Origin of the sequence: Dechloromonas hankyongensis (assembly GCF_022012295.1) — a bacterium.
GTDB classification, from domain to species: domain Bacteria; phylum Pseudomonadota; class Gammaproteobacteria; order Burkholderiales; family Rhodocyclaceae; genus Azonexus; species Azonexus hankyongensis.
In genome coordinates, this window is record NZ_JAKLTN010000001.1 from 1 (window position 1) to 20,321 (window position 20,321).

Annotated in this window: 18 protein-coding genes; 6 read left to right on the forward strand and 12 right to left on the reverse strand. The window is 64.6% G+C overall.

Translation table 11 applies throughout. The features are described 5' to 3' along the window. Positions 1-299 precede the first annotated feature (299 nt). Positions 300-1,502 carry an ammonium transporter gene (locus LZ012_RS00005; protein WP_275706221.1) on the reverse strand — a complete coding sequence of 401 codons (1,203 nt, stop codon included), beginning with the start codon at positions 1,500-1,502 and terminating at the stop codon, positions 300-302. 157 nt (positions 1,503-1,659) lie between these two features. Next, the gene (gene mltA / locus LZ012_RS00010) at positions 1,660-2,901 is read right to left on the reverse strand and encodes a murein transglycosylase A (protein ID WP_275706225.1); all 1,242 of its coding nucleotides are present in this window, start codon (positions 2,899-2,901) and stop codon (positions 1,660-1,662) included. Positions 2,902-2,947: 46 nt separating this feature from the next. Between mltA and LZ012_RS00015 the strand changes: the two genes are divergently transcribed. Beyond that, positions 2,948-3,838, forward strand: a complete 891-nt coding sequence (locus LZ012_RS00015) for an ATP-binding protein (protein WP_275706227.1) — start codon at positions 2,948-2,950, stop codon at positions 3,836-3,838. Beyond that, positions 3,835-4,779: a Nudix family hydrolase gene (locus LZ012_RS00020; RefSeq protein ID WP_275706229.1), complete on the forward strand. Its 945-nt coding sequence runs from the start codon at positions 3,835-3,837 to the stop codon at positions 4,777-4,779. Before LZ012_RS00015 ends, LZ012_RS00020 begins: the two co-directional genes overlap by 4 nt. 135 nt (positions 4,780-4,914) lie before the next feature. On the opposite strand, the gene LZ012_RS00025 is transcribed toward LZ012_RS00020, so the two are convergent. The 5 genes from LZ012_RS00025 to LZ012_RS00045 all read right to left on the reverse strand — a co-directional run bounded on the left by LZ012_RS00025 (position 4,915) and on the right by LZ012_RS00045 (position 8,721). Continuing rightward, positions 4,915-5,130, reverse strand: coding sequence for a DNA gyrase inhibitor YacG (locus LZ012_RS00025; protein ID WP_275706231.1), 216 nt, complete (start codon positions 5,128-5,130; stop codon positions 4,915-4,917). After that, positions 5,130-5,888 (reverse strand): cell division protein ZapD, encoded by a 759-nt coding sequence (gene zapD, locus LZ012_RS00030; protein WP_275706233.1) that lies wholly within the window; start codon positions 5,886-5,888, stop codon positions 5,130-5,132. Before zapD ends, LZ012_RS00025 begins: the two co-directional genes overlap by 1 nt. Before the next feature lie 61 nt (positions 5,889-5,949). Further along, positions 5,950-6,573 carry a dephospho-CoA kinase gene (gene coaE, locus LZ012_RS00035; protein ID WP_275706235.1) on the reverse strand — a complete coding sequence of 208 codons (624 nt, stop codon included), beginning with the start codon at positions 6,571-6,573 and terminating at the stop codon, positions 5,950-5,952. Further along, complete coding sequence (locus tag LZ012_RS00040) at positions 6,570-7,352, reverse strand: SPOR domain-containing protein (RefSeq protein ID WP_275706237.1); 783 nt, start codon at positions 7,350-7,352, stop codon at positions 6,570-6,572. The genes coaE and LZ012_RS00040 overlap by 4 nt, the downstream gene beginning before the upstream one ends. A gap of 4 nt (positions 7,353-7,356) precedes the next feature. Then, positions 7,357-8,721: a TrpB-like pyridoxal phosphate-dependent enzyme gene (locus LZ012_RS00045; protein WP_275706239.1), complete on the reverse strand. Its 1,365-nt coding sequence runs from the start codon at positions 8,719-8,721 to the stop codon at positions 7,357-7,359. A gap of 119 nt (positions 8,722-8,840) precedes the next feature. Here LZ012_RS00045 and LZ012_RS00050 point away from each other — a divergent pair, with 119 nt between their 5' ends. The 3 genes from LZ012_RS00050 to LZ012_RS00060 all read left to right on the forward strand — a co-directional run bounded on the left by LZ012_RS00050 (position 8,841) and on the right by LZ012_RS00060 (position 13,791). Beyond that, complete coding sequence (locus LZ012_RS00050) at positions 8,841-9,380, forward strand: DOMON-like domain-containing protein (RefSeq protein WP_275706242.1); 540 nt, start codon at positions 8,841-8,843, stop codon at positions 9,378-9,380. Further along, the gene (locus LZ012_RS00055; RefSeq protein WP_275706244.1) at positions 9,377-10,594 is read left to right on the forward strand and encodes an exo-beta-N-acetylmuramidase NamZ family protein; all 1,218 of its coding nucleotides are present in this window, start codon (positions 9,377-9,379) and stop codon (positions 10,592-10,594) included. Before LZ012_RS00050 ends, LZ012_RS00055 begins: the two co-directional genes overlap by 4 nt. Positions 10,595-10,743: 149 nt before the next feature. Then, positions 10,744-13,791: a PhnD/SsuA/transferrin family substrate-binding protein gene (locus LZ012_RS00060; protein ID WP_275706247.1), complete on the forward strand. Its 3,048-nt coding sequence runs from the start codon at positions 10,744-10,746 to the stop codon at positions 13,789-13,791. 82 nt (positions 13,792-13,873) lie between these two features. Here the strand turns inward: LZ012_RS00060 and LZ012_RS00065 are convergent, their stop codons facing one another. From LZ012_RS00065 to ftsY, 5 genes are all read right to left on the reverse strand, one after another. Then, positions 13,874-14,398: a DUF4410 domain-containing protein gene (locus tag LZ012_RS00065; RefSeq protein ID WP_275706249.1), complete on the reverse strand. Its 525-nt coding sequence runs from the start codon at positions 14,396-14,398 to the stop codon at positions 13,874-13,876. Between the two features lie 115 nt (positions 14,399-14,513). Beyond that, positions 14,514-16,121: an NAD(P)-binding protein gene (locus LZ012_RS00070; protein WP_275706251.1), complete on the reverse strand. Its 1,608-nt coding sequence runs from the start codon at positions 16,119-16,121 to the stop codon at positions 14,514-14,516. Further along, positions 16,114-17,013, reverse strand: coding sequence for a permease-like cell division protein FtsX (ftsX, locus tag LZ012_RS00075; protein ID WP_275706253.1), 900 nt, complete (start codon positions 17,011-17,013; stop codon positions 16,114-16,116). The genes LZ012_RS00070 and ftsX overlap by 8 nt, the downstream gene beginning before the upstream one ends. A 118-nt stretch (positions 17,014-17,131) precedes the next feature. Continuing rightward, positions 17,132-17,785 (reverse strand): cell division ATP-binding protein FtsE, encoded by a 654-nt coding sequence (locus tag LZ012_RS00080; RefSeq protein WP_275706255.1) that lies wholly within the window; start codon positions 17,783-17,785, stop codon positions 17,132-17,134. A 49-nt stretch (positions 17,786-17,834) separates the two neighbouring features. Beyond that, positions 17,835-18,821 carry a signal recognition particle-docking protein FtsY gene (ftsY, locus tag LZ012_RS00085; RefSeq protein WP_275706258.1) on the reverse strand — a complete coding sequence of 329 codons (987 nt, stop codon included), beginning with the start codon at positions 18,819-18,821 and terminating at the stop codon, positions 17,835-17,837. A 131-nt stretch (positions 18,822-18,952) separates the two neighbouring features. Here ftsY and LZ012_RS00090 point away from each other — a divergent pair, with 131 nt between their 5' ends. Continuing rightward, complete coding sequence (locus LZ012_RS00090) at positions 18,953-20,311, forward strand: M16 family metallopeptidase (RefSeq protein ID WP_275706260.1); 1,359 nt, start codon at positions 18,953-18,955, stop codon at positions 20,309-20,311. The last annotated feature ends 10 nt before the right edge of the window (positions 20,312-20,321 follow it).

Genomic DNA, 20,321 nt, shown 5'->3' on the forward strand with positions numbered 1-20,321 from the left:
AGGGGGCCGAATTATGAAGATCACGGACGTCCACGTCAACAAAATTTTTGCTTTAAGTAACTACCAGGAATCAATCTGCAGAAATGCAGCGATCTACGGCACGCCACCACCAAGGACAGTTTTCTCGAGGCCAGGTCACCTTCCAGCGGACGTAGTCACCGTAATAACCTGACGCATTTCTTAGGCTTCAATGTTGGCCTTGATCTAATAGCAGAAGACCCATAAACACGAAGCCGGCATATGCCGGCCTTCGTGTTTATCTAGCGTCCGACAGACTTTATTATTTCCAATCAAAACCCTTACCAGTTCGGCTCGCGCTCCGGCGTCGCCGTGATCTTGTGGATGCTGAGGTCGGCACCTTCGTATTCCTCTTCCTGATCGAGGCGCAGGCCGAGGGTGCTCTTCAGCGCACCATAGACGATGGTGCTGCCGATCAGGGCGACGACGATGGCCATCGCGGTCATGATCAGCTGCGGCATGAAGGCGATGCCGCCGGCACCGCCCAGCGCCTTGCTGCCGAAAATGCCGGCCGCGATGCCGCCCCAGGCGCCGCACAGGCCGTGCAGCGGCCAGACGCCGAGCACGTCGTCGATTTTCCAGCGGTTCTGGGTCAGCGTGAACATGACTACGAACAGACCGCCGGCGACGCCGCCAACGACCAAGGCACCAATCGGGTGCATCAGATCGGAACCGGCGCAGACGGCGACCAGGCCGGCCAGCGGGCCGTTATGCAGGAAGCCCGGGTCGTTTTTGCCGAGAACCAGCGCGACCAGCGTGCCGCCGACCATGGCCATCAGCGAATTGAGAGCGACCAGGCCGGAAATCTTGTCCAGGGTCTGAGCGCTCATGACGTTGAAGCCGAACCAGCCGACGGTCAGGATCCAGGCGCCGAGCGCCAGGAAGGGAATCGATGACGGCGGATGGGCGGACAGGCGGCCATCCTTGGTGTAGCGGCCGTAGCGCGCGCCGAGCAGGAGCACGGCGGGCAGGGCGATCCAGCCGCCCATGGCGTGCACGACGACGGAACCGGCGAAGTCATGGAACTCCTCGCCGAAGGTGGCCTTCAGCCAGGCCTGGATGCCGAAGGCCTGGTTCCAGGCGATGCCTTCGAAGAAGGGATAGACGAAGCCGACCAGCATGAAGGTGGCGATCAGCTGCGGGTGGAACTTGGCGCGCTCGGCGATGCCGCCGGAGATGATGGCCGGGATGGCTGCGGCGAAGGTGAGCAGGAAGAAGAACTTGGTCAGCTCGAAGCCGTTCTTGTCCATCAGCGTTTCGACGCCGGAGAAGAAATTGACGCCATAGGCGATGCTGTAGCCGACGAAGAAATAGGCGATGGTCGAGATGCCGAAATCGGTCAGGATCTTGACCAGGGCATTGACCTGGTTCTTCTTGCGGACCGTGCCGACTTCGAGAAAGGCGAAGCCGGCATGCATTGCCAGCACCATGATGGCGCCAAGCAAAATGAACAACACGTTGCTACTGGACTGATAAGTTTCCATGAAACCCCCGACAGAAAATGGAGAATCTGAAAGCAAGCACCATTCCAGTGCATCAAAAATATTTCAAATCAGTGCGTTGCATTAGGCATTATCGGAATATTCGCACCACTTAGGTGCAATTTTCCTACAGCACGCTCAATCTCGGTGCGCCAATGCCTTATTTCGGGGCAAGCTCGGGCGGCAACAGGATCCACATCCGGCCGCTCTGTTTCATGCGCCCCGCCTGCTCGCCGGCCTCCTTGCCGAAGCCCCAGAAAAAGTCGGCGCGGACGGCCCCCTTGATCGCCCCGCCGGTATCCTGGGCCATGACCAGGCGGTTCATCGCCTGCGCCGAATTCGGCCGGGTGGTCGCCAGAAAGACCGGCGAACCGAGCGGCACCGAGCGCGGATCGATGGCGATGCTGCGCTCGGCCGTCAGCGGCACACCCAGCGCGCCGACCGGCCCGCCGTCGCTGTTCGGCACTTCGCGGAAGAAGACATAGCTGGGATTGGCATTGAGCAGTGCATCGAGCCGCGCCGGATTGGCCCGCGCCCAGGACTGGATGCCCTGCATCGACGCCTCCTCCAGCTTCAGTTCGCCGCGCTCGACCAAGGTCTTGCCGATCGACTGGTAGGGATGGCCGTTCTGGTCGGCATAGTTAAGGCGCACCAGGCTGCCGTCAGGCAGTTTGACCCGGCCGGAGCCCTGAACCTGCAGGAAGAACAGTTCCACCGCGTCATCCACATAGAGCAGGGTCTTGCTCGGCAGGCGGTCACCCTTGGCGGCGATTTCGGCACGTGACCAATAGGGGACGACCTTGTTGCCCTCCAGCCGGCCACGCACCCGCTTGTCCTTCAATTCAGGAAAGACGGCCGACAGGTCGATGGTCAGCAGGTCGTCGGGCACGCCGCGCACCGGCTGCTCATAGCCCTTCATGCGATTGCGGCTGCCGCGCAGCAGCGGTTCGTAGTAGCCGGTGACCAGTCCATTGACCGCGCCATCGCCATTGACGATGGCGTAGGGCTTCAGGTTCTGCTCGAAGAAGCGGCGCACATCGAGGCCCGGCTTGCCGTCGGACCCTTTCGCCAGATCGCAGACGCGTTTCCAGCCGGCGCCGTTGCCCTTGCTGGCGACGCCGCGACAGGACAGCAGGAAGGCCGGCCAGGCGGCCGCCACGTCGTCTTCGCTCCAGCCGGGAAGGTCGCTCCAGGCGGCCGTCTGCAGGGAACGTGCGAAGGGCGGCGGCTGTACCGGTGTCGGCGTCACCGCCGGGCAAACGGGGCATGACGGACAGGGGGCGCACGCCGCCGGGGCGGGCGTCGCTGGCGGGGCCGAAACCGGCGGTACGCTCGAGCAGCCTGCCATCAGGGTGACAACCAGGGCGACAAATAAAAAGGCAGCGGCTTGGATTTTTCGCATGGGTTTCGCTAGAGTTCTCGGTTTGCCGCGAAGTATACCTGCCACCATGACCGAATCCCCGACTCTGGAACGCCTGCTGGCCCGCGCCGAGGCCGTTCTCGCCCGCTTCGAAGCCACCCTCCCCCTGCCCCCAACGCCCCCCGACTGGGCCTCCGCCATCGCCTTCCGGTGGCGCAAGAGCGGCGGCCGCGGCTGGCTACAGGCCGTCCGCCATCCGCACCCGATCCGCCTGTCCGACCTGGAGACCATCGACGACCAGAAGGAGCGCATCACCGCCAACACCCGGCAGTTCGTCGCTGGCAAGCCGGCCAACAACGTGCTGCTCACCGGCTCGCGCGGCTCCGGCAAGTCCTCGCTGGTCAAGGCCATGCTCAACGAGTTCTCGCCCAAGGGCCTGCGCCTGATCGAGGTGGACAAGGACGACCTGATCGACCTGGCCGACATCCTCGACCTGCTCGAAGGCCGCCCGGAACGCTTCATCATCTTCTGCGACGACCTGTCCTTCGAAGCCGGCGAAACGGCCTACAAGGCGCTCAAGTCGGTGCTCGACGGCTCGGTTGCCGCACCGCCGGACAATGTGCTGATCTACGCCACGTCGAACCGCCGCCATTTGATGCCGGAATATTTCTCGGAAAACCTCGAGACGCACAGGGTCGACGACGAAATCCGCCCCGGCGAAACGACCGAGGAAAAAGTCTCGCTGTCCGACCGCTTTGGCCTATGGATTTCCTTCTACCCGTTCAGCCAGGACGACTACCTGGCCGTCTTCCAGCACTGGGCGCGCGAACTGGGCGTTGCCGATGCAGTCATCGCCGCCAGCGAACGCGAGGCGCTGAACTGGGCCCTCGGCCGCGGTTCGCGCTCCGGCCGTACCGCCTGGCAATTCGCCAAGGAACTGGCCGGCCAGCAAAAACCGGCACGGAAGAAGCGCAAGTGAGTGCTATCGTCGAAGTCGCTGCCGCCGTCATGCTGCGCGCCGACGGACAGGAATTCCTGCTCGCCCAGCGCCCGGAAGGTAAGGTGTACGCTGGCTACTGGGAATTCCCCGGCGGCAAGGTCGAACCCGGCGAAACGGTACGCGCCGCGCTGATCCGCGAGTTGCAGGAGGAGCTCGGCATTACCGTCACCGCCTGCTCTCCGTGGCTGACTCGCGTCTTCACCTACCCGCACGCCACGGTCCGCCTCAACTTCTGGCGTGCCACTGCGTGGGATGGCGAAATCGGCATCACTGCGCCACTCGAGCACTCGGCTGTCGAATGGCAGCGCATCGGCCAGCCGGCCGCCGTCGCGCCCATCCTGCCGGCCAATGATCCGATCCTGAAAGCCCTGTCGCTGCCGACCACCATGGCCATCACCAATGCCGAGGCCGAAGGCGTCGAGCGCCAGTTGGAGCGGCTGGAAGCAGCCCTGAACGGCGGCCTGCGCCTGATCCAGGTCCGCGACAAGGGCTGGCCGCCCGCCCAGCGCCTATGGTTCGCCGAGGCGGTGACCCGTCTGGCGCACAGCCACGACGCCTTGGTGGTCATCAACGAGGATGCCGACATCGCCCGCCGGGTCGGTGCCGATGGCCTGCACCTGTCGGCCGCTAGCCTGGCCGGATTGCAGCAGCGGCCGGATTTCGCCTGGGTCGGCGCGTCCTGCCACAGCGCCGAGGAAATCACCCGTGCCGGTGAACTGGGCCTCGATTACGCGCTGCTCGGCCCGGTGCTTCCGACGCCGACCCATCCGGAAAGCGCCGGGCTGGGCTGGAACGAATTCGCCCGCCGGCGCGATGGCAACACCCTGCCGATCTTCGCCCTGGGTGGCGTGCAGAAAGAAATGCTGGACGAGGCGCAAAGCCACGGTGCCCATGGCATCGCACTGATGCGCGGCTGGTAATCGTCAGTTGGGGTTCATTCCCGCGAAAGCGGGAATTCAGGGAAATACTGGGACTGACGCTTCATTCTGAATTCCCGCCTGCGACCAAAGGAAGTCCCTGTGGGACGCGGGAATGACGGAATTCAGCGGCGGAGTTCAGCGCTTGGGATTCGGCGTATCGGGGAAATCCATCCCCGGCGCCCCGGCTTCGTCGTCGCTGACCTTGCCTTCGATGCGGTACGAGTCGCTGGCCCAGCAGCCGAGGTCGATCTGCTTGCAGCGTTCGGAGCAGAACGGGCGCCACGGATTCTCCGGCGCCCACAGGGCATCTCCACCGCATTGCGGGCAGCGGACTTGGCGCGGTTTGGCCATCAGAGATTGCAGAAGGTCAGATCGAAGGCGACATCGCGCTCGCAGCTGCGGGCCTTGATTTCGTTGGCCGGCGGCTTGGTGAAGCGGATGTTCAGGAAATATTTGTTGGCGCTGACTTCGGGAATCGCCTGCTCGTCGAGGGCGACCGAAATGCGCACCATCTGCGCCGCCGAGCCGCCGAGATTGAGCTGGAACTGGCCGACGGCGGCCGTGTAGTTCTTCGGCCGGCCGCTGGAACGCAGCAGACGCAGCACGATGGCCGCCGCATCGCGCAGCGGTAGCATCGGCTTGACCCAGCCGTCGAGCGCGTCGCGCCGGGTGTCGACCGGACGATGCAGCCACCAGTGGTAGGACGGCACATCGAATTCGCAGACCCCGCCGGGAATGGCGGCACGGCTCTTGATGCTCATCAGCCAGTCGTTTTCTCGCAGGTACTGGCCGATCTTGCCGTGCATGGCGAGCAGCGCGGCCGACGACTGTTCGATTTCGTACAGCGCGCCGGACAGCGCCTCTTCGGAAATATCGGGATTGTTGCGGAAGGCGAGCAGGGTCTGACGCTGGCGCTCGAGTTCCTGAATGAGGTCCATCTTCAGGTCGGCGCGGCTGGCGACCTCAAGAATTTCAAACAAGGCGACCAGCGCCGCGTGGTGCTCCAGCGCTCCCTCTTCTTGCGCGAAATAGGCGGCCTTTTCGAACAAATCCTCGAGACGCAGCAAGGTGCGGATGCGCTCGTTGAACGGATATTCGTAGGTAATCACGCGAAGATTGGCCCGATAAGAGGGAAAATTTTGTTTATTCTGAGCTATTTGCAGGCAAATCTCAACAGCCCGCTTTAACTTTTTCGGCGGAAAGGACTAGATACTTCTGGTGCAAGGCGATTACCTGAGGATAAATGCCGGTCAAATCGCCATCGTTCAGCACAATGTCGTCGGCGACGGCCAGTCGTTGCTCGCGGCTGGCCTGGGTGGCCATGATCGCCTCCACTTCGACCGGCGACATGCCGTTGCGCGCCACCACCCGCTCGATCTGCAGGCTTTCCGGGCAATCGACGACGAGGACGCGGTCGCAGCGCTCGCGGTAAGAGCCGGACTCGACCAGCAGCGGCACGGCGAGGATGACATAGGGCGCCGTCGCGGCCCGGCAGCGTTCGGCCGACAGTTGGCGGATCAGCGGATGCAGGATGGTTTCCAGGCCCGCCTTGGCCGACGGATCGGCAAAGACCAGCCGGCGCATGGCGGCCCTATCCATCGCCCCGTCCGGCCGCGCCACCTGCGGCCCGAAGGCGGCGACCAGCTGCGCCATGGCGGCGCCGTCCGGTCCGGTCAGTTCATGGGCGATGGCATCGGTATCGACCAGCGCCGCCCCGTGTTCGACGAACAGTCCGGCGACGGTGCTCTTGCCGCTGCCGATGCCTCCGGTCAATCCGACGACGAAGCTGCTCACTTGCAGGCCAGCGCTTCGTTCTTCTGGATGGCTTCGGCCACCGCGGCGATCACCGCCGGCCTCTTGGCCCCGGGGCCCTTGGCCTGCAGCGCGACGAAGGTATCCTTGCTCGGCCGCGGCCCCATCACGGCGGAACGGACGCCCTTGGCCTTCAGTTCGGCCAGGCGCTCGTTGCCGCCTTTTTCGCTACTGAAGATACCGAGCGAAATGGCGTGCCTGCTGGTCCCGTCCTGCACGATGAAGAAGTCGGTAACCCCCAGGTCGCGCAGTTCGCCCGCCTTCTTGTCGGCCTCGGGCTTGCCGGGCAGCGACGGGATATAGACCCACCAGCCGTTGCTTTCGCCGGCCACTATCTTGCGGCTCAGTTTGTAATCGGCAAAGCGCTTGCCCATCAGGGCGGCGATCTTGTCGGCCTCGGCGACGGTCAGTTGGCGCCAGGCCAGGCAGGCGGGCGCGTTATCGGGCTTGTCGGCAACCGTTTCCTTGACCAGTTCGGCCTTGGGCGCCGCTTCGTCGGCGGCCGACGTTGCGGCCGGCGCCGGAGCGGGGGCCGGTTCGGCCTCCGGCTTCGCCGGCGCATTTTCCGGCACTGGTTCGGCCTTGCGCGCCGGCGCCGTCGTCGAGGGCGCCTCGCCCCGCGACATGATGCGCAGACGCTCGGGGGTGATCTGCTGATCGCCCCGCCCGGCATCCGGATTGTCGGGACGTCCGAAATAGCCGGCGGTGAAGGCGTAGAACAGCAGATTGGCCAGAACGAGCAGGAAAACGAGGACTTTCACGGGATCAGCCTACCTTGGGCAGATGCTTCAGCGACTCGACGATGGCCTCCGACGGATAGTCGTAGTCCTCCAGTTGGCCCGAGAAATAGCGATCGTAGGAAGCCATGTCGAAGTGGCCGTGGCCAGTCAGGCAGAACAGGATGGTCTTCGCTTCGCCGGTCGCCTTGCAGCGCAGTGCCTCATCGATGGCGGCACGGATGGCGTGGCAGGATTCGGGCGCCGGGATGATGCCTTCGGCGCGAGCGAACTGCACGCCGGCGTCGAAAGTGGCGACCTGCGGCACGGCGACGGCTTCGAGCAGCTTTTCATGGAACAGCTGCGAGACCAGCGGCGAATCGCCATGGTAGCGCAGGCCGCCGGCGTGGATGCCGGGCGGCATGAAGTCGTGGCCCAGGGTGTACATCTTCATGATCGGCGTATAGCCCGAAGCGTCACCGTAGTCGTAGGTGTAGGCCCCCTTGGTCAGCGTCGGGCAGGAGGTCGGCTCGACCGCGACGCAGCGCAGGTTCGCCGCCCGCTTGTCGCCGGCCGCCTTGTCGGCGAGGAAGGGGAAGGCGATGCCGCCAAAGCTGGAACCGCCGCCGCAGGGCCCAAAGATCACATCCGGGTAGAGGCCGATCTTGTCGAACTGCTTCTTGGCTTCCAGGCCAATCACCGTCTGGTGCAGCAGCACGTGGTTGAGCACCGAACCCAGCGTGTAGCAGGTATTCGGATCGCCGGCGGCCTCCTCGACCGCCTCGGAAATTGCCAGGCCGAGCGAGCCCTGGCAATTCGGGTCGGCAGCCAATGCGGCACGCCCGGCATTGGTCATATCGGTCGGGCTGGCGAAGACTTCGGCGCCCCAAGTCTGCATCATCGACCGGCGGAAAGGTTTCTGGCCGTAGCTGACCTTGACCATGTAGACGCGCACCGGCAGGCCGAACATCTGGCCGGCGTAGGCGATGGACGAGCCCCACTGACCGGCGCCGGTCTCGGTGGTCAGCTTCTTGGTACCGGCCAGCTTGTTGAAATAGGCCTGCGGCACGGCGGAATTGGGCTTGTGCGAACCGGCCGGCGACACCCCTTCGTACTTGAAGAAAATCTTGGCCGGCGTGCCGAGTGCCTGCTCCAGGCGCAGGGCGCGGCAGAGCGGTGCCGGGCGCCATTGGGCGTAGATCTGGCGCACCTCTTCGGGAATCGGAATCCAACGCTGGGCGGACATTTCCTGCTCCAGGATAGGGTCCGGGAAAATCGCGCCCATCGCTTCCGGCGGCACCGGGTTGCCATCCGGCCCGAGCGGCGGGGGCGGCGGGTTGGTCATGTCGGCGACGACGTTATACCAGTGGGTTGGGATTTCTTCTTGTTCGAGGTTGATGCGCAGCGGTGTCATGTTTTCTCTCTCCCTGCGGACGGGTCCGCAAAGGCGGTAAATTAACCCAAAACCCTGTCCCGACCAAGGGTGAAGCGGGTAAAGTAGCGCCTGGTTTTTGCCCCAAACAGCCGCCCCGCGTGACCTTCCATTCCCTGCACTGCCATACCGCCAACAACATGCCATCCGGGATTGCCGTGTCGGCGGCAGCCGCGTGGACGCCCGATGGTGGACTGCGCCTGGAATACCGCCTGCAGGGCGCCATCGCCACGCTGCGCGTCCCGCCCCCAGCTAAGCCACAAGCGACCGACGGCCTGTGGCAGCACACCTGCTGCGAGGCCTTCGTTGCCGCGGCCGGCGAAGCGGCCTATCGCGAATTCAATTTCTCGCCATCGTCGCGGTGGGCGGCGTATCGCTTCGACGCCTACCGGCAACGCGACATGGACTGGCAGCCGGGGGCTCATCCCATCGTGTCGCTGCAGATCGCGGGCGACTGCCTCCGGCTGCTGGCCGACATCCCGGCCAGCCTGCTGCCCGAGACAGCCGACCTTGATCTCGGCCTGACCGTCGTCATCGAAACCCCGGCCGGCGACAAGAGCTACTGGGCGCTGTGCCACGCCGGCCAGCAACCCGACTTTCACCTTCGCGACAGTTTCACCCTGCCCCTGACCCGCCCATGACCTCCACCATCCTGTTCGGCATCGACCGCCTGCTCGCCGACCCCGCCTTGCGCGCTCCGCTCCAGGGCCGCCGCGTGGCGCTACTCGCCCATCCGGCTTCGGTCACTGCCGACCTGACGCACAGCCTCGATGCCCTCGCCGCCCTGCCCGACATCACGCTGACCGCCGCCTTCGGCCCGCAGCACGGCCTGAAGGGCGACAAGCAGGACAACATGGTCGAGTCGCCGGACGTTATCGATCGGCACTACGGCATCCCCATCTTCAGCCTGTACGGCGAAGTGCGCCGGCCGACCGATGCGATGATGGATACCTTCGACGTGCTGCTGGTCGATCTGCAGGATCTAGGTTGCCGCATCTACACCTTCATCACCACGCTGCGCTATGTGCTGGAAGCAGCTGCTCAACACGGCAAGACGGTGTGGGTGCTCGATCGCCCCAACCCGGCCGGGCGGCCGGTCGAAGGTCTGACGCTGCGCGCCGGCTGGGAAAGCTTCGTCGGCGCCGGTGCCATGCCGATGCGCCACGGCCTGACCATGGGCGAACTGGGCGCCTGGTTCATCGCCGAATTGCAGCTCGCCGTCGACTACCAGGTCATCGACATGCAGGGCTGGCAGCCGGACGCCGCCCCCGGGCACGGCTGGCCGCTCGGCGAACGGACGTGGATCAACCCCAGCCCCAACGCGCCCAACCTGTGGATGGCCCGCGCCTATGCCGGCACGGTCATGCTGGAAGGGACGACACTGAGCGAGGGCCGCGGCACGACACGGCCGCTGGAAATTTTCGGGGCGCCTGACATCGACGCCCGCGCGGTGATCAACGACATGCAGGCATTGGCGCCGCACTGGCTGGCCGGCTGCAAGCTGCGCGAAATCTGGTTCGAGCCGACCTTCCACAAGCATGCCGGGCAGCTGAACCACGGCGTGCAGATCCATTGCGAAGGCCCCTACTACGACCATGCCGCCTTCCGCCCGTGGCGCATCCAGGCGCTGGCCTTCAAGGCCATCCGCCGGCTCTACCCCGACTATGCGCTGTGGCGCGACTTCGGCTACGAATACGAATTCGACCGCCTGGCTATCGACCTGATCAACGGTTCGCCGCTGTTGCGCCAATGGGTCGATGACCCGGCCGCCACGCCCGACGACCTCGACCGCCTGACCCGGCCGGACGAGGAGGCCTGGCAGCAGACGCGCCGGTCTTTCCTGCGCTACCGCTGATCGGAAGCACGGACTATCAAACCCACAACCGGATAGCTTATTGCTAATATGACAAGACAAAGCTGATCGTCGAATCACGGGAGGCCAGCGTGGCCCTTTGTCTTTGTTTCCGCGTGGAAAACTGGGTATGCCGCACGATCGCAGCACTCTTGCTGTGCATCGCGGCGGCCGGCGCCGCGAGCGATGAAACTGCCCCTACCTCCCGCGCAACGCAGCCACCGGCCAAATTCGGCGTCCTCGCCTTCCGGCCCAAACCGGAAACTGCCGCCTACTGGCAACCGCTGATTGATTACCTGAACAGCACCCATCCCAACCAGCCTGTTTCGCTCGTCGTCCTGACCTATCCGGAACTGGCCGAAGCGGTCAGGAAGAAGCAGATCGACTTCGTCCTCACCCAGCCGGTCCATTACATCCAGCTGGCGCAGGAACACGACTTGTTGTCGCCGCTGGCCACCCTGATCGAGCGGGATGGCGACAAACAGCTGGCGACCTTCGGCGGCGTGATCCTGACACGTAGCGACCGCACCGACATCCAACGCCTGAGCGACCTGCGCGGCAAGCGTATCGCGACGGGCATCGCGACTTCCCTGGGCGGCTATCTGGCACAGGCCTATGAGGCCCATCAGATCGGCGTCGAACTGCCGCGCGACGCTCAAGTCATCGAAACCGGGGAACCGCAGGACAAGGCGGTCGAGGCGCTGCTCGTCGGGCGCGCCGATGTCGCCTTCGTGCGCACCGGCGTCATCGAAGACATGCAGCGTGAAAACAAGCTCGACCTCAGTCAAATCCGCGTGATCAACCGCCAGCCGGCCGAGACTTATCCGCGGGCGCTGTCGACCCGTCTTTATCCGCAATGGCCGGTCGCCGCAATGCCGTGGGCCAATGCCGACAGCGCCCGCCAGGTCGCCGCGGCGCTCCTGTCGCTGCCCTCCCCCAATCACGCCACACCGGCGGCCCAGCTCTACGGATTCACTGTCCCCGGCGACTACCGGACGGTCGACCGGCTGATGCGCCAGTTCCGCCTGCCGCCCTTCGACACGCCACCGGAATTCACCCTGGTCGACGTGGCGCGGCAATACGGTATTGCCGTCGCCGTTGGCGGCAGCTTCGCCCTGCTGGCGTTGCTGGTCGTCGTCCTGACCCTGCTGCGCAGCGTGCGCAAGCTGAAGGCCGAGCGCGCCCTTACCGCAGCGGCGATGGCCAAGGTGATGGCGGCCGAAAACCGCTTCCGCGCCATTTTCGAAAACGTCGATGCCCTGGCCATCCAGGCCTATCTGCCGGATGGCACGGTCCATTACTGGAACAACGCCTCGGAGAAAATTTATGGCTACCCGGCGAGCGAAGCCATCGGCAAATCGCTCTTCGATCTGATCATCCCGCCCAATATGCGCAACGAGGTGCAAGGTGCGGTGCGCTGGATGTTCGAGCACAAGACTGCCATTCCCGCCGGACGCCTGACCTTGATGCGCAAGGGCGGCGCTCCGGTCGAGGTGTATTCCAGCCACGCACTCATCGAATCGTCCGACCAGGGGCCGCTGGTCTATTGCCTGGACATCGACCTGAGCGAGCTGTCGCGCGCCGAGCAGGCCCTCCAGCAGAGCGAATCGCAGCAGCAGATGATCCTGCGCACGCTGGGCGAAGGCGTTTATGGTACCGATACCGAGGGGGTGTGCATCTTCATCAACCCGGCAGGGCTGGCCTTGCTCGGTTACGAGGAGGGCGAGGTGCTCGGCCAAAACACACACCTACTCTTCCATCACCACCACGCCGACGGCAGCCCCTTCCCGCTGGAAGCGTGCTCGCTGCGGCGGACCATCGGCGACGGCAAGACCCGGCGCCTCAACGACGCCTTCTGGCGCAAGAATGGCAGCAGTTTCCCGGCCCGCGTCACCGTCTCGGCCATCACCCGCGATGGGGTCATTACCGGCGCCGTAACCGCCTTCTCGGACATCAGCGAGAGCCGGCGCATCACCCACGAACTGGAATTGCACCGCAATCACCTGGAAGAACAGGTCCGGCTGCGTACCGAGCAGCTCGAAGTCGCCCGCCAGGGCGCCGAGGCATCCAGCCGCTCGAAGACCGCATTCCTGGCCAACATGAGCCATGAAATCCGCACGCCGCTGAATGCCGTGCTCGGCATGGTGCACCTGCTCAAGCGCGATGCGCCGACTCTGGAACAGATCAACCGCCTGGAAAAGATCGATACCGCCTCGCAGCACCTGCTGGCCGTGATCAACGACATCCTGGACATCTCGAAAATCGAAGCCGGCAAGCTGGTGCTCGACGAAACTGCGGTCGACATCGACAGCATCCTGAAGCGCGTCGTCTCGCTGCTCGGCGAGCGGGCGCGCGAAAAAGGCCTGTTTCTGGGTATCGAAACCGATGACTTCAAACACTCCCTGCTCGGCGACCCGACGCGGATTTCGCAATGCCTGATCAATTATGTCGGTAATGCCATCAAATTCACCGAGCACGGCCAGGTCACGATACGCGCCCGGCGCTTGGCGGCCAGCGACAAAGAGGTCACCATCCGCTTCGAGGTCGAGGATACCGGCCCGGGTATCCCGGAAGAGTCGGTCAACCGCCTGTTCGGCATTTTCGAGCAGGCCGACAGCTCGACCAGCCGCAAATTCGGCGGCACCGGGCTCGGCCTGGCCATCACCAAGCGCCTGGCCGAGTTGATGGGCGGCGCCGTCGGCGTGCGCAGCACCTTCGGCGAGGGCAGCTGCTTCTGGTTCACCGCCGTGCTGAAGCCGAGCGACGAAGCCATGGACATGTTGCGCTCAACCGTGGCCGGCCTGACGCCGGATGCCGTCCGCTCGACGCTGTCCGGCCGGCATGTCCTGGTGGTCGAGGACGAATTCATCAACCAGGAAATCGCCCGCGAGTTGCTGGCCGAACTGGGCATCACCGCCGACAGCGCCAGCAACGGCCTGCAGGCCATCGAACTGATCCAGCGCCAGCCCTACGATCTGGTCCTGATGGACATGCAGATGCCTGAAATGGACGGCCTGGAAGCCACCCGCCGCATACGCTCGATGCCGGAATTCATGCTGCTACCGATCATCGCCATGACCGCCAACGCCTTCGCCGAAGACCGCGAACGCTGCCTGGCGGCCGGCATGAACGACTTCTTGACCAAGCCGGTCGAGCCGGACGACCTGAAGCGCATCCTGCTGCAGCACCTCGCCGCCTGACCCCTTTTCCACGGCAACGCCGATCTTTGCAGGACAAAAAAAGCCGGCATAAAGCCGGCTTGTCGTCACGATAAACGATGCGTTACGGGCGTTTAAGCTCCTTGACCGTTTCTTCGGCGAATTTCTCGTACAGCCAACCCATTCGTGTGGTGTCCTGTCCGCCGGCCAAGCCGCCGAGCCCATAAGAAACGGACACCTCATATTTGTCGATTTCCTTACCCGCAGCATCCTTCAATACCACGTCGGCAGTTATGTAGTCAGAACCTGCCATGATCCCCCACATCACTGCGGAGAAATTCGAACGCACCCGGACCCCCTTGATTCGAATCTCAAGTTCGGGAGCGGCGCTGTCTGTTTTTCCGTTCAACAGCGAATTGGCTTCGAGAGCCCGTTTGACATGGCTGCGCAGCTCATCTGCATTGAATTTCAGATTTTCACTGGCTGCGGCCTTGCCGTCATCGGTAAACGACGTCGAAACCGCAGACACCACCGGATTAACCGGACGAACCGCCTGCGCAGTCGGCGAACTCGGGGCGCGCGTAACGCCAGAGGCACAACCCGTCAGCACAACCGAAGCCGCGACCAACAACACCAATCCTATTTTCACTTTACCCCCCTATTTTTGATTGAACCACGGCCATCCGTGGAGCATAGAATTATGCTGCGCAACTAGCGACTGCAGCAACCTAAAACAGCCCCCCACCGGAACAATCTCTTTTTCGCTAGAACCCTGGCCGTTTTGTTGAAAGCACCTGCCTCGCCGCCAATATGCCGCGATATTGCGCCTCCTCGAACAGGGAGAACCCCGACAAATCGGCATGTGCCACCGCAATGCGAGGGTGCTGAAAGTTGGCCAGCGACTCGCGACGGCCATCGAAGAGGGCGCCAACCACCGGACGGCGCATGGCATGACCGTTGCGGAACACGTCGAGGCGCATGGCCAGCTGCCGGATATCCGGATGCACGCGCTCCAGTTCGGCCAGGATGCCTTCAGCCCACGCTGTGCGCGGCGTGTCGAGCAGCAGACGGCGCCCTTCGGCTGGCGTCACGTCGTGCAGCGCCCGGTAGTAGGTGAACACGGCGCCACCCGGCTGGCGGCGGATCAGTTGGTGGGTGGCTGTCACGTAACCGAGGCCGGGACTGTCGTAAAAGACGTTGTCCCAGGCCGGCGCCGCGCCATGCCGCTCCTCGGGCATGGCCGAGAGATGCAGGTTGGCCGTCAGCCACGGTGCATAATCGCCCGCCAGGGCGGCCGCTTTCAGCTCGGCTGGCATCGCCGCCCAAACGCGGGGCAGGACGAAGACGGGGGCGGCCCAGATCAACTGCCTGGCCGCGTAGCGGACGACGTGCTCGCCGATAAGGGCATCGACCGTCACGCCGGACTTTCCTTCTTCGACCCGGGCGACCAGGGCTCCGGTCTGTACCCTTTCCCCGGCCACCGCGGCCAGGCCGCGGACCAGCCAGGCGTTGCCCTCCGGCGCGGTGAGCACCGTGTCGTCGCTGGCATTTGCCGCCTCGCCATTGCGGCAGGCGAAGTAATGCAGGCCGGCCCAGGCCGAGGTCTGTGCGTAGTCGGTGCCGTAGTCGTCGCGGCAGGCGTAGTTGGCCAGCCAATGCACGGTCGGTGCGGTGTATCCGTTGTCGAGCAGCCATTGCCGGAAGTTCATTTTGTCCAGCGCCCGCCATTCGGCATCCCGGCTCGACAGCGCCATTGGGATGGCGAATAGGCGCCGGCCGTCGCGTCCGGTCGCCCGCTTCAAGGCTTCCATCTGGTCATGGAAACGCTTTTGCTCATCGCGTTCGGCGGCATCCAGTCCGCGATGCGGCAGCAAACCCTCCTCCCACAGCCCATGGCGATAGACCCGCTCCTGCGGAGTGCCGCACAGGTAGCGCTCGTCGTAGGTCGGCCGTCGGGTGCCCGGATCGCCCTGCAGGATGCCGAGTTCAGCCAACAATTCCCGGACATGAACTGCTTCCGGACCGGGCAAGGGCAGATAATGCGCGCCCCACGGATAGGCGACGGTGGGCGATTGCCCGCCGCGGGAATTGCCGCCCGGCTCGCTCTCCATGTCGAGCACCGTGAAATCGTGATGCCCGTGGCGGGCCAGCCACCAGGCCGCGGACAGTCCGGAGATGCCGGCGCCGACGATCAGTACACCGGTGCGCCGGGTGAGGTCGTGAGGTGGCAGGCGGCCGTCACGCAGGCGATGGCCTAGCGCGACGTTCATGCCGAGCAGTTCGCCCGGCGGCAGTGGGATTTTTCCGGCAGGAGCGCAACCGGCCAGGGCGGCCGCCCCGACGGTGGCCAGGAATTCCCGCCGGCTAGTCAAATTTCCGCAACGACAGGCTGACCGAGAGCTGCGCCCCGAGCCAGCCGAGGAAGGCGCCCAGCACCGCGAGCACAGCGACTTCGCCGGCCCCGGGCTGACGCAGCGCGAAAACGCTGCCGTAGAGCGTCGCCAGCTCGCCGATCGGCGCGGCCAGCAGGCGCAGGGCGGCGAGCACCAGCGCCGCGGCCAGCAAGCCGCCAAGGGCGCCCTGCAAGGCGCCGAAGTAGTAGAACGGCCGACGGATGAAACCGTCGGTCGCCCCGACCAGGCGGGCGACTTCGATTTCGGCCGATTGCGCCATGACCTGCAGGCGGATGGTGTTGAAGGTCACGGCGATCAGGCCGGCGCCGAACAGCCCGGCCAGCATCCACAGGGCCAGCTTGCCCAGGCGCAGGAAGGCGTCGAAGCGCTTGACCCAGGCCGAGTCGAGCTGGACGTGGGCAACCTTGGGCCAGCCGGCGATTTCCTTGCGCATGATCTCCAGCGCTTCCGGTTCGATATTGGCCGGCTCGACGATGAAGGCGTCGGGCAGCGGATTGCGCGGCAGGCTGGCGACGATTTCGGCCATGCCTTCGCTGGCCTGCATGCGCTTCAGCGCCTCCTCCTTGGGCACGAAGCGCCACTTGCCGGCCGAGGCAGCGCGCAGACGGCTCTCGATGTCGGCAACGTCCTTCTTGCCCGCTTCCAGATTCATGAACAGGCTGATCTGCTGTACGCCGGTGGCGTTGCGGCCGAGATCGCGCAGGTTGTCGAGGGCAACATAGCCGAAGGCCGGCAAGGTCAGCGCGATGCCGATAACGAGCAGCGAGAGCAAGGTATTGAGCGGCGAGGCGATCAAGCGGCGGAAAGCCAGATCGAGTGCGGCGAGATGTTGAGAAACCCAGGCGTTCATTGCGCCACCCCGAGCAGTAAGCAGGGACCCCGGCTGGCGCGGCCGGACGGGGATGCGCACGCCCGCGAGCGGGGGGCGCTGGTCGCATAGCCGGTGTTCATGCCTGGCCAATAAGCTGTCATGCGACAACCCTCCCGTGATCGAGACGCAGCACGTTCGGGTGATAGCGCTCGATCCAGGTCTGGTCGTGCGTGGCGACCACGACGGTGACGCCGACGCGATGGAAGTCGGCAAAGATTTCGAGGATTTCGGCGGCCGATTCGCTGTCGAGATTGCCGGTCGGCTCGTCGGCGATCAGCACGGTCGGCCGGTTCACCACGGCGCGGGCGATGGCCAGGCGTTGCTGCTCGCCGCCGGACAGGGCGATCGGATTGGCCTTTTCGCGAGCCAGCAGGCCGACCTTGTCGAGCGCCGCCTGCGCCCGGCGCACTGCCTCGCGACGCTGCAGACCGGCGATCTGCAGCGGCAACAACACGTTGTCGAGGGCGCAGCGGTCGAACAGCAGCTTCTGGTCCTGGAAAACCAGGCCGAAGTGCCGGCGCACGTGCGGCATGGCACTGCGGCGCAGAGCGGTCAGGTTCTGGCCATTGACCACCAGGCTGCCGGCCGTCGGCCGTTCGATGGTGGACACCAGCTTGACCAGCGTCGTCTTGCCGGCGCCGGAATGGCCGGTAATCAGCACCATCTGTCCGGCCTCGATGCGGAAGCTGACATCGCGGACGGCTTCGAGGCCACCCGGATAGCGCTTGGTCAGATTGCTGGCTTCAATCATTTTGGTTGTTAGCTGTTGGATGTCAGGAGCTAGAGGAGGAAGACCTGCTCTACTCAAACAGCGCATCGACGAAATCGCGGGCCAAGAACGGGCGCAGGTCGTCGATCTGCTCGCCGACGCCGATGAAGCGGATGGGCTTCGGGCACTGGCGGGCGATGGCGGCGACCACGCCGCCCTTGGCCGTGCCGTCGAGCTTGGTGACGACCAGACCGGTGACGTTGATCGCCTTGTCGAAGGCCTTGACCTGCTGCAGCGCGTTCTGGCCGATGTTGGCATCGAGCACGAGCAGGGTTTCGTGCGGGCCTTCCGGATCGATTTTCTGGATAACGCGGCGCACCTTGGCGATTTCCTCCATCAGGTGCAACTGGGTCGGCAGGCGGCCTGCGGTGTCGGCCAGCACGATGTCGATGCCGCGGGCCTTGGCGGCCGAAATGGCGTCGAAGATGACCGCCGCCGGATCGCCGGATTCCTGGGAGATGACCGTCACGTTGTTGCGCTCGCCCCAGGTTTGCAGCTGTTCGCGGGCGGCGGCACGGAAGGTGTCGCCAGCGGCGAGCAGCACGCTCTTGCCCTGGTTCTGGAAATACTTGGCCAGCTTGCCGATGGAGGTCGTCTTGCCGGCCCCGTTGACGCCGGCAATCATGATCACGAAAGGCTTGTGCGTGTTGAAGTCGAGCGGCTGCTCGAGCGGCTGCAGGGTTTCGAGCAGCGCATCGGCCAGCGCCTTCTGGATAGCCTCGGGGGTATCCAGCTTGTCGCGCTTGGCGGCTCTCTTCAGCTCGTCGAGCAGGTGGGTGGTCGCCTCGATACCGACGTCGGAAGTCAGCAGCAGGGTCTCCAGCTCTTCGAGCAGTTCGTCGTCGACCTTGCCGCGCGAGAAGATGGATTTGAGCTTGCCGCCCCACTGGGCGCGGGTCTTGGCCAGCCCCTGGAAGAGGCGCTCGCGCCAGGACGGCTTCGCCGCCTCGGCCGGCGCGCTAGTGGCCGAAGTTTCCGGCTTGGCGTCGGATGCGGATTTTTTCAGGAAACTGAACATGGGGAAGTTGGTCTCAAGCCTTGCTGACAGGCGGACGGCAAGCCGTTAAGATGCCGTTCGGTTGGATGCAAAATCAGCCACAAATTCTAGCAGAAAGCCCCCGCTCACACGCCCCCTTCGCCCCACTCGCCATGCGCCTCAAATACCTGCTCTCTGTCTTGCTCGCGGCCGGACTGTCCACCGCCGCCCTCGCCAATCCCTTCGAGACCACGCTGAAGAACGGCCTGCGCATCATCGTCAAGGAAGACCATCGCGCCCCGACCGCCGTGCAGATGGTGTGGTACCGCATCGGCAGCATGGATGAAGTCGATGGCGCCTCCGGCGTCGCCCATGTGCTCGAGCACATGATGTTCAAGGGCACGCCCAGCGTCGGCCCCGGCGAATTCAACAAGCGCGTCGCCGCCGCCGGCGGCAGGGACAACGCCTTCACCAGCCGCGACTACACCGCCTACTTCCAGCAGATTCCCAAGGAAAAGCTGGGCGACATGATGCAGCTCGAAGCCGACCGCATGCGCCACCTGAATGTCGATGCCAAGGAATTCGAGCAGGAAATCAAGGTCGTCATGGAAGAGCGCCGCATGCGCACCGACGACAGCCCGCAGGCCAAGCTGTTCGAGCAGATGAACGCCGTCGCCTTCCAGGCCCATCCGTATCGCCGGCCGATCATCGGCTGGATGAACGACCTGGAAACGATGACCGCCGCCGACGCCAAGGCCTGGTACGACACCTGGTACGTGCCGAACAACGCCTACGTCGTGATCACCGGCGACGTCGACCACAAGGAAGTTTTTGCCCTCGCCGAGAAATACTACGGCCCGCTCGAAGGCCGCGCCCTGCCGGCGCGCCGCCAGCAGATCGAGCCGAAGCAGGAAGGCGCCCGCCGCGTCACCGTCAAGGCACCGGCCGAACTGCCGGTGCTGATCATGGGCTACAAGGCCCCCATTCTGCGCGATGTGGAGAAGGACAGCGATCCGTACGCCCTGGAAATGCTCGGCGCCATCCTCGACGGCCACGATGCTGCCCGCTTCAACAAGAAACTGGTGCGTGAGGACAAGGTCGCCCTGTCGGCCGGCATCGACTACGACAACACGGCGCGCGGCCCCGGCATGCTTTACCTGCACGGCACACCGGCGGAAGGCAAGACGGTGGCCGACCTCGAAGCCGCCCTGCGGGCCGAAATCGTCCGCGTCCAGCAGGACGGCGTTTCCGCCGCCGAACTGAAGCGGGCCAAGGCGCAGCTGATCGCCGGCGAGGTGTATAAGAAAGATTCGATGTTCGGCCAGACCATGGAAATCGGCCAGATCGAATCGGCCGGCCTGCCCTACCAGAAGCTGGACCGCATGCTGGACAAGCTGCAGCAGGTCACCGCCGCGCAGGTCCAGGCGGTCGCCAAGAAGTATTTCGACGACGACGCGCTGACCGTCGGCGTCCTCGACCCGCAACCGCTCGACGGCAAGCCGCGCCGCCCGGCCGTCGCCACCCGCCACTGATGAAAACAGC

What these genes read in the sequence shown, in the direction of transcription:
- LZ012_RS00080 (WP_275706255.1), bottom strand. Translation starts at nt 17,785, where the DNA reads ATGATTGAAGCCAGCAATCTGACCAAGCGCTATCCGGGTGGCCTCGAA.
- LZ012_RS00055 (WP_275706244.1), top strand. Translation starts at nt 9,377, where the DNA reads ATGACCTCCACCATCCTGTTCGGCATCGACCGCCTGCTCGCCGACCCC.
- LZ012_RS00015 (WP_275706227.1), top strand. Translation starts at nt 2,948, where the DNA reads ATGACCGAATCCCCGACTCTGGAACGCCTGCTGGCCCGCGCCGAGGCC.
- mltA (WP_275706225.1), bottom strand. Translation starts at nt 2,901, where the DNA reads ATGCGAAAAATCCAAGCCGCTGCCTTTTTATTTGTCGCCCTGGTTGTC.
- ftsX (WP_275706253.1), bottom strand. Translation starts at nt 17,013, where the DNA reads ATGAACGCCTGGGTTTCTCAACATCTCGCCGCACTCGATCTGGCTTTC.
- LZ012_RS00045 (WP_275706239.1), bottom strand. Translation starts at nt 8,721, where the DNA reads ATGACACCGCTGCGCATCAACCTCGAACAAGAAGAAATCCCAACCCAC.
- LZ012_RS00005 (WP_275706221.1), bottom strand. Translation starts at nt 1,502, where the DNA reads ATGGAAACTTATCAGTCCAGTAGCAACGTGTTGTTCATTTTGCTTGGC.
- ftsY (WP_275706258.1), bottom strand. Translation starts at nt 18,821, where the DNA reads ATGTTCAGTTTCCTGAAAAAATCCGCATCCGACGCCAAGCCGGAAACT.
- LZ012_RS00090 (WP_275706260.1), top strand. Translation starts at nt 18,953, where the DNA reads ATGCGCCTCAAATACCTGCTCTCTGTCTTGCTCGCGGCCGGACTGTCC.
- LZ012_RS00025 (WP_275706231.1), bottom strand. Translation starts at nt 5,130, where the DNA reads ATGGCCAAACCGCGCCAAGTCCGCTGCCCGCAATGCGGTGGAGATGCC.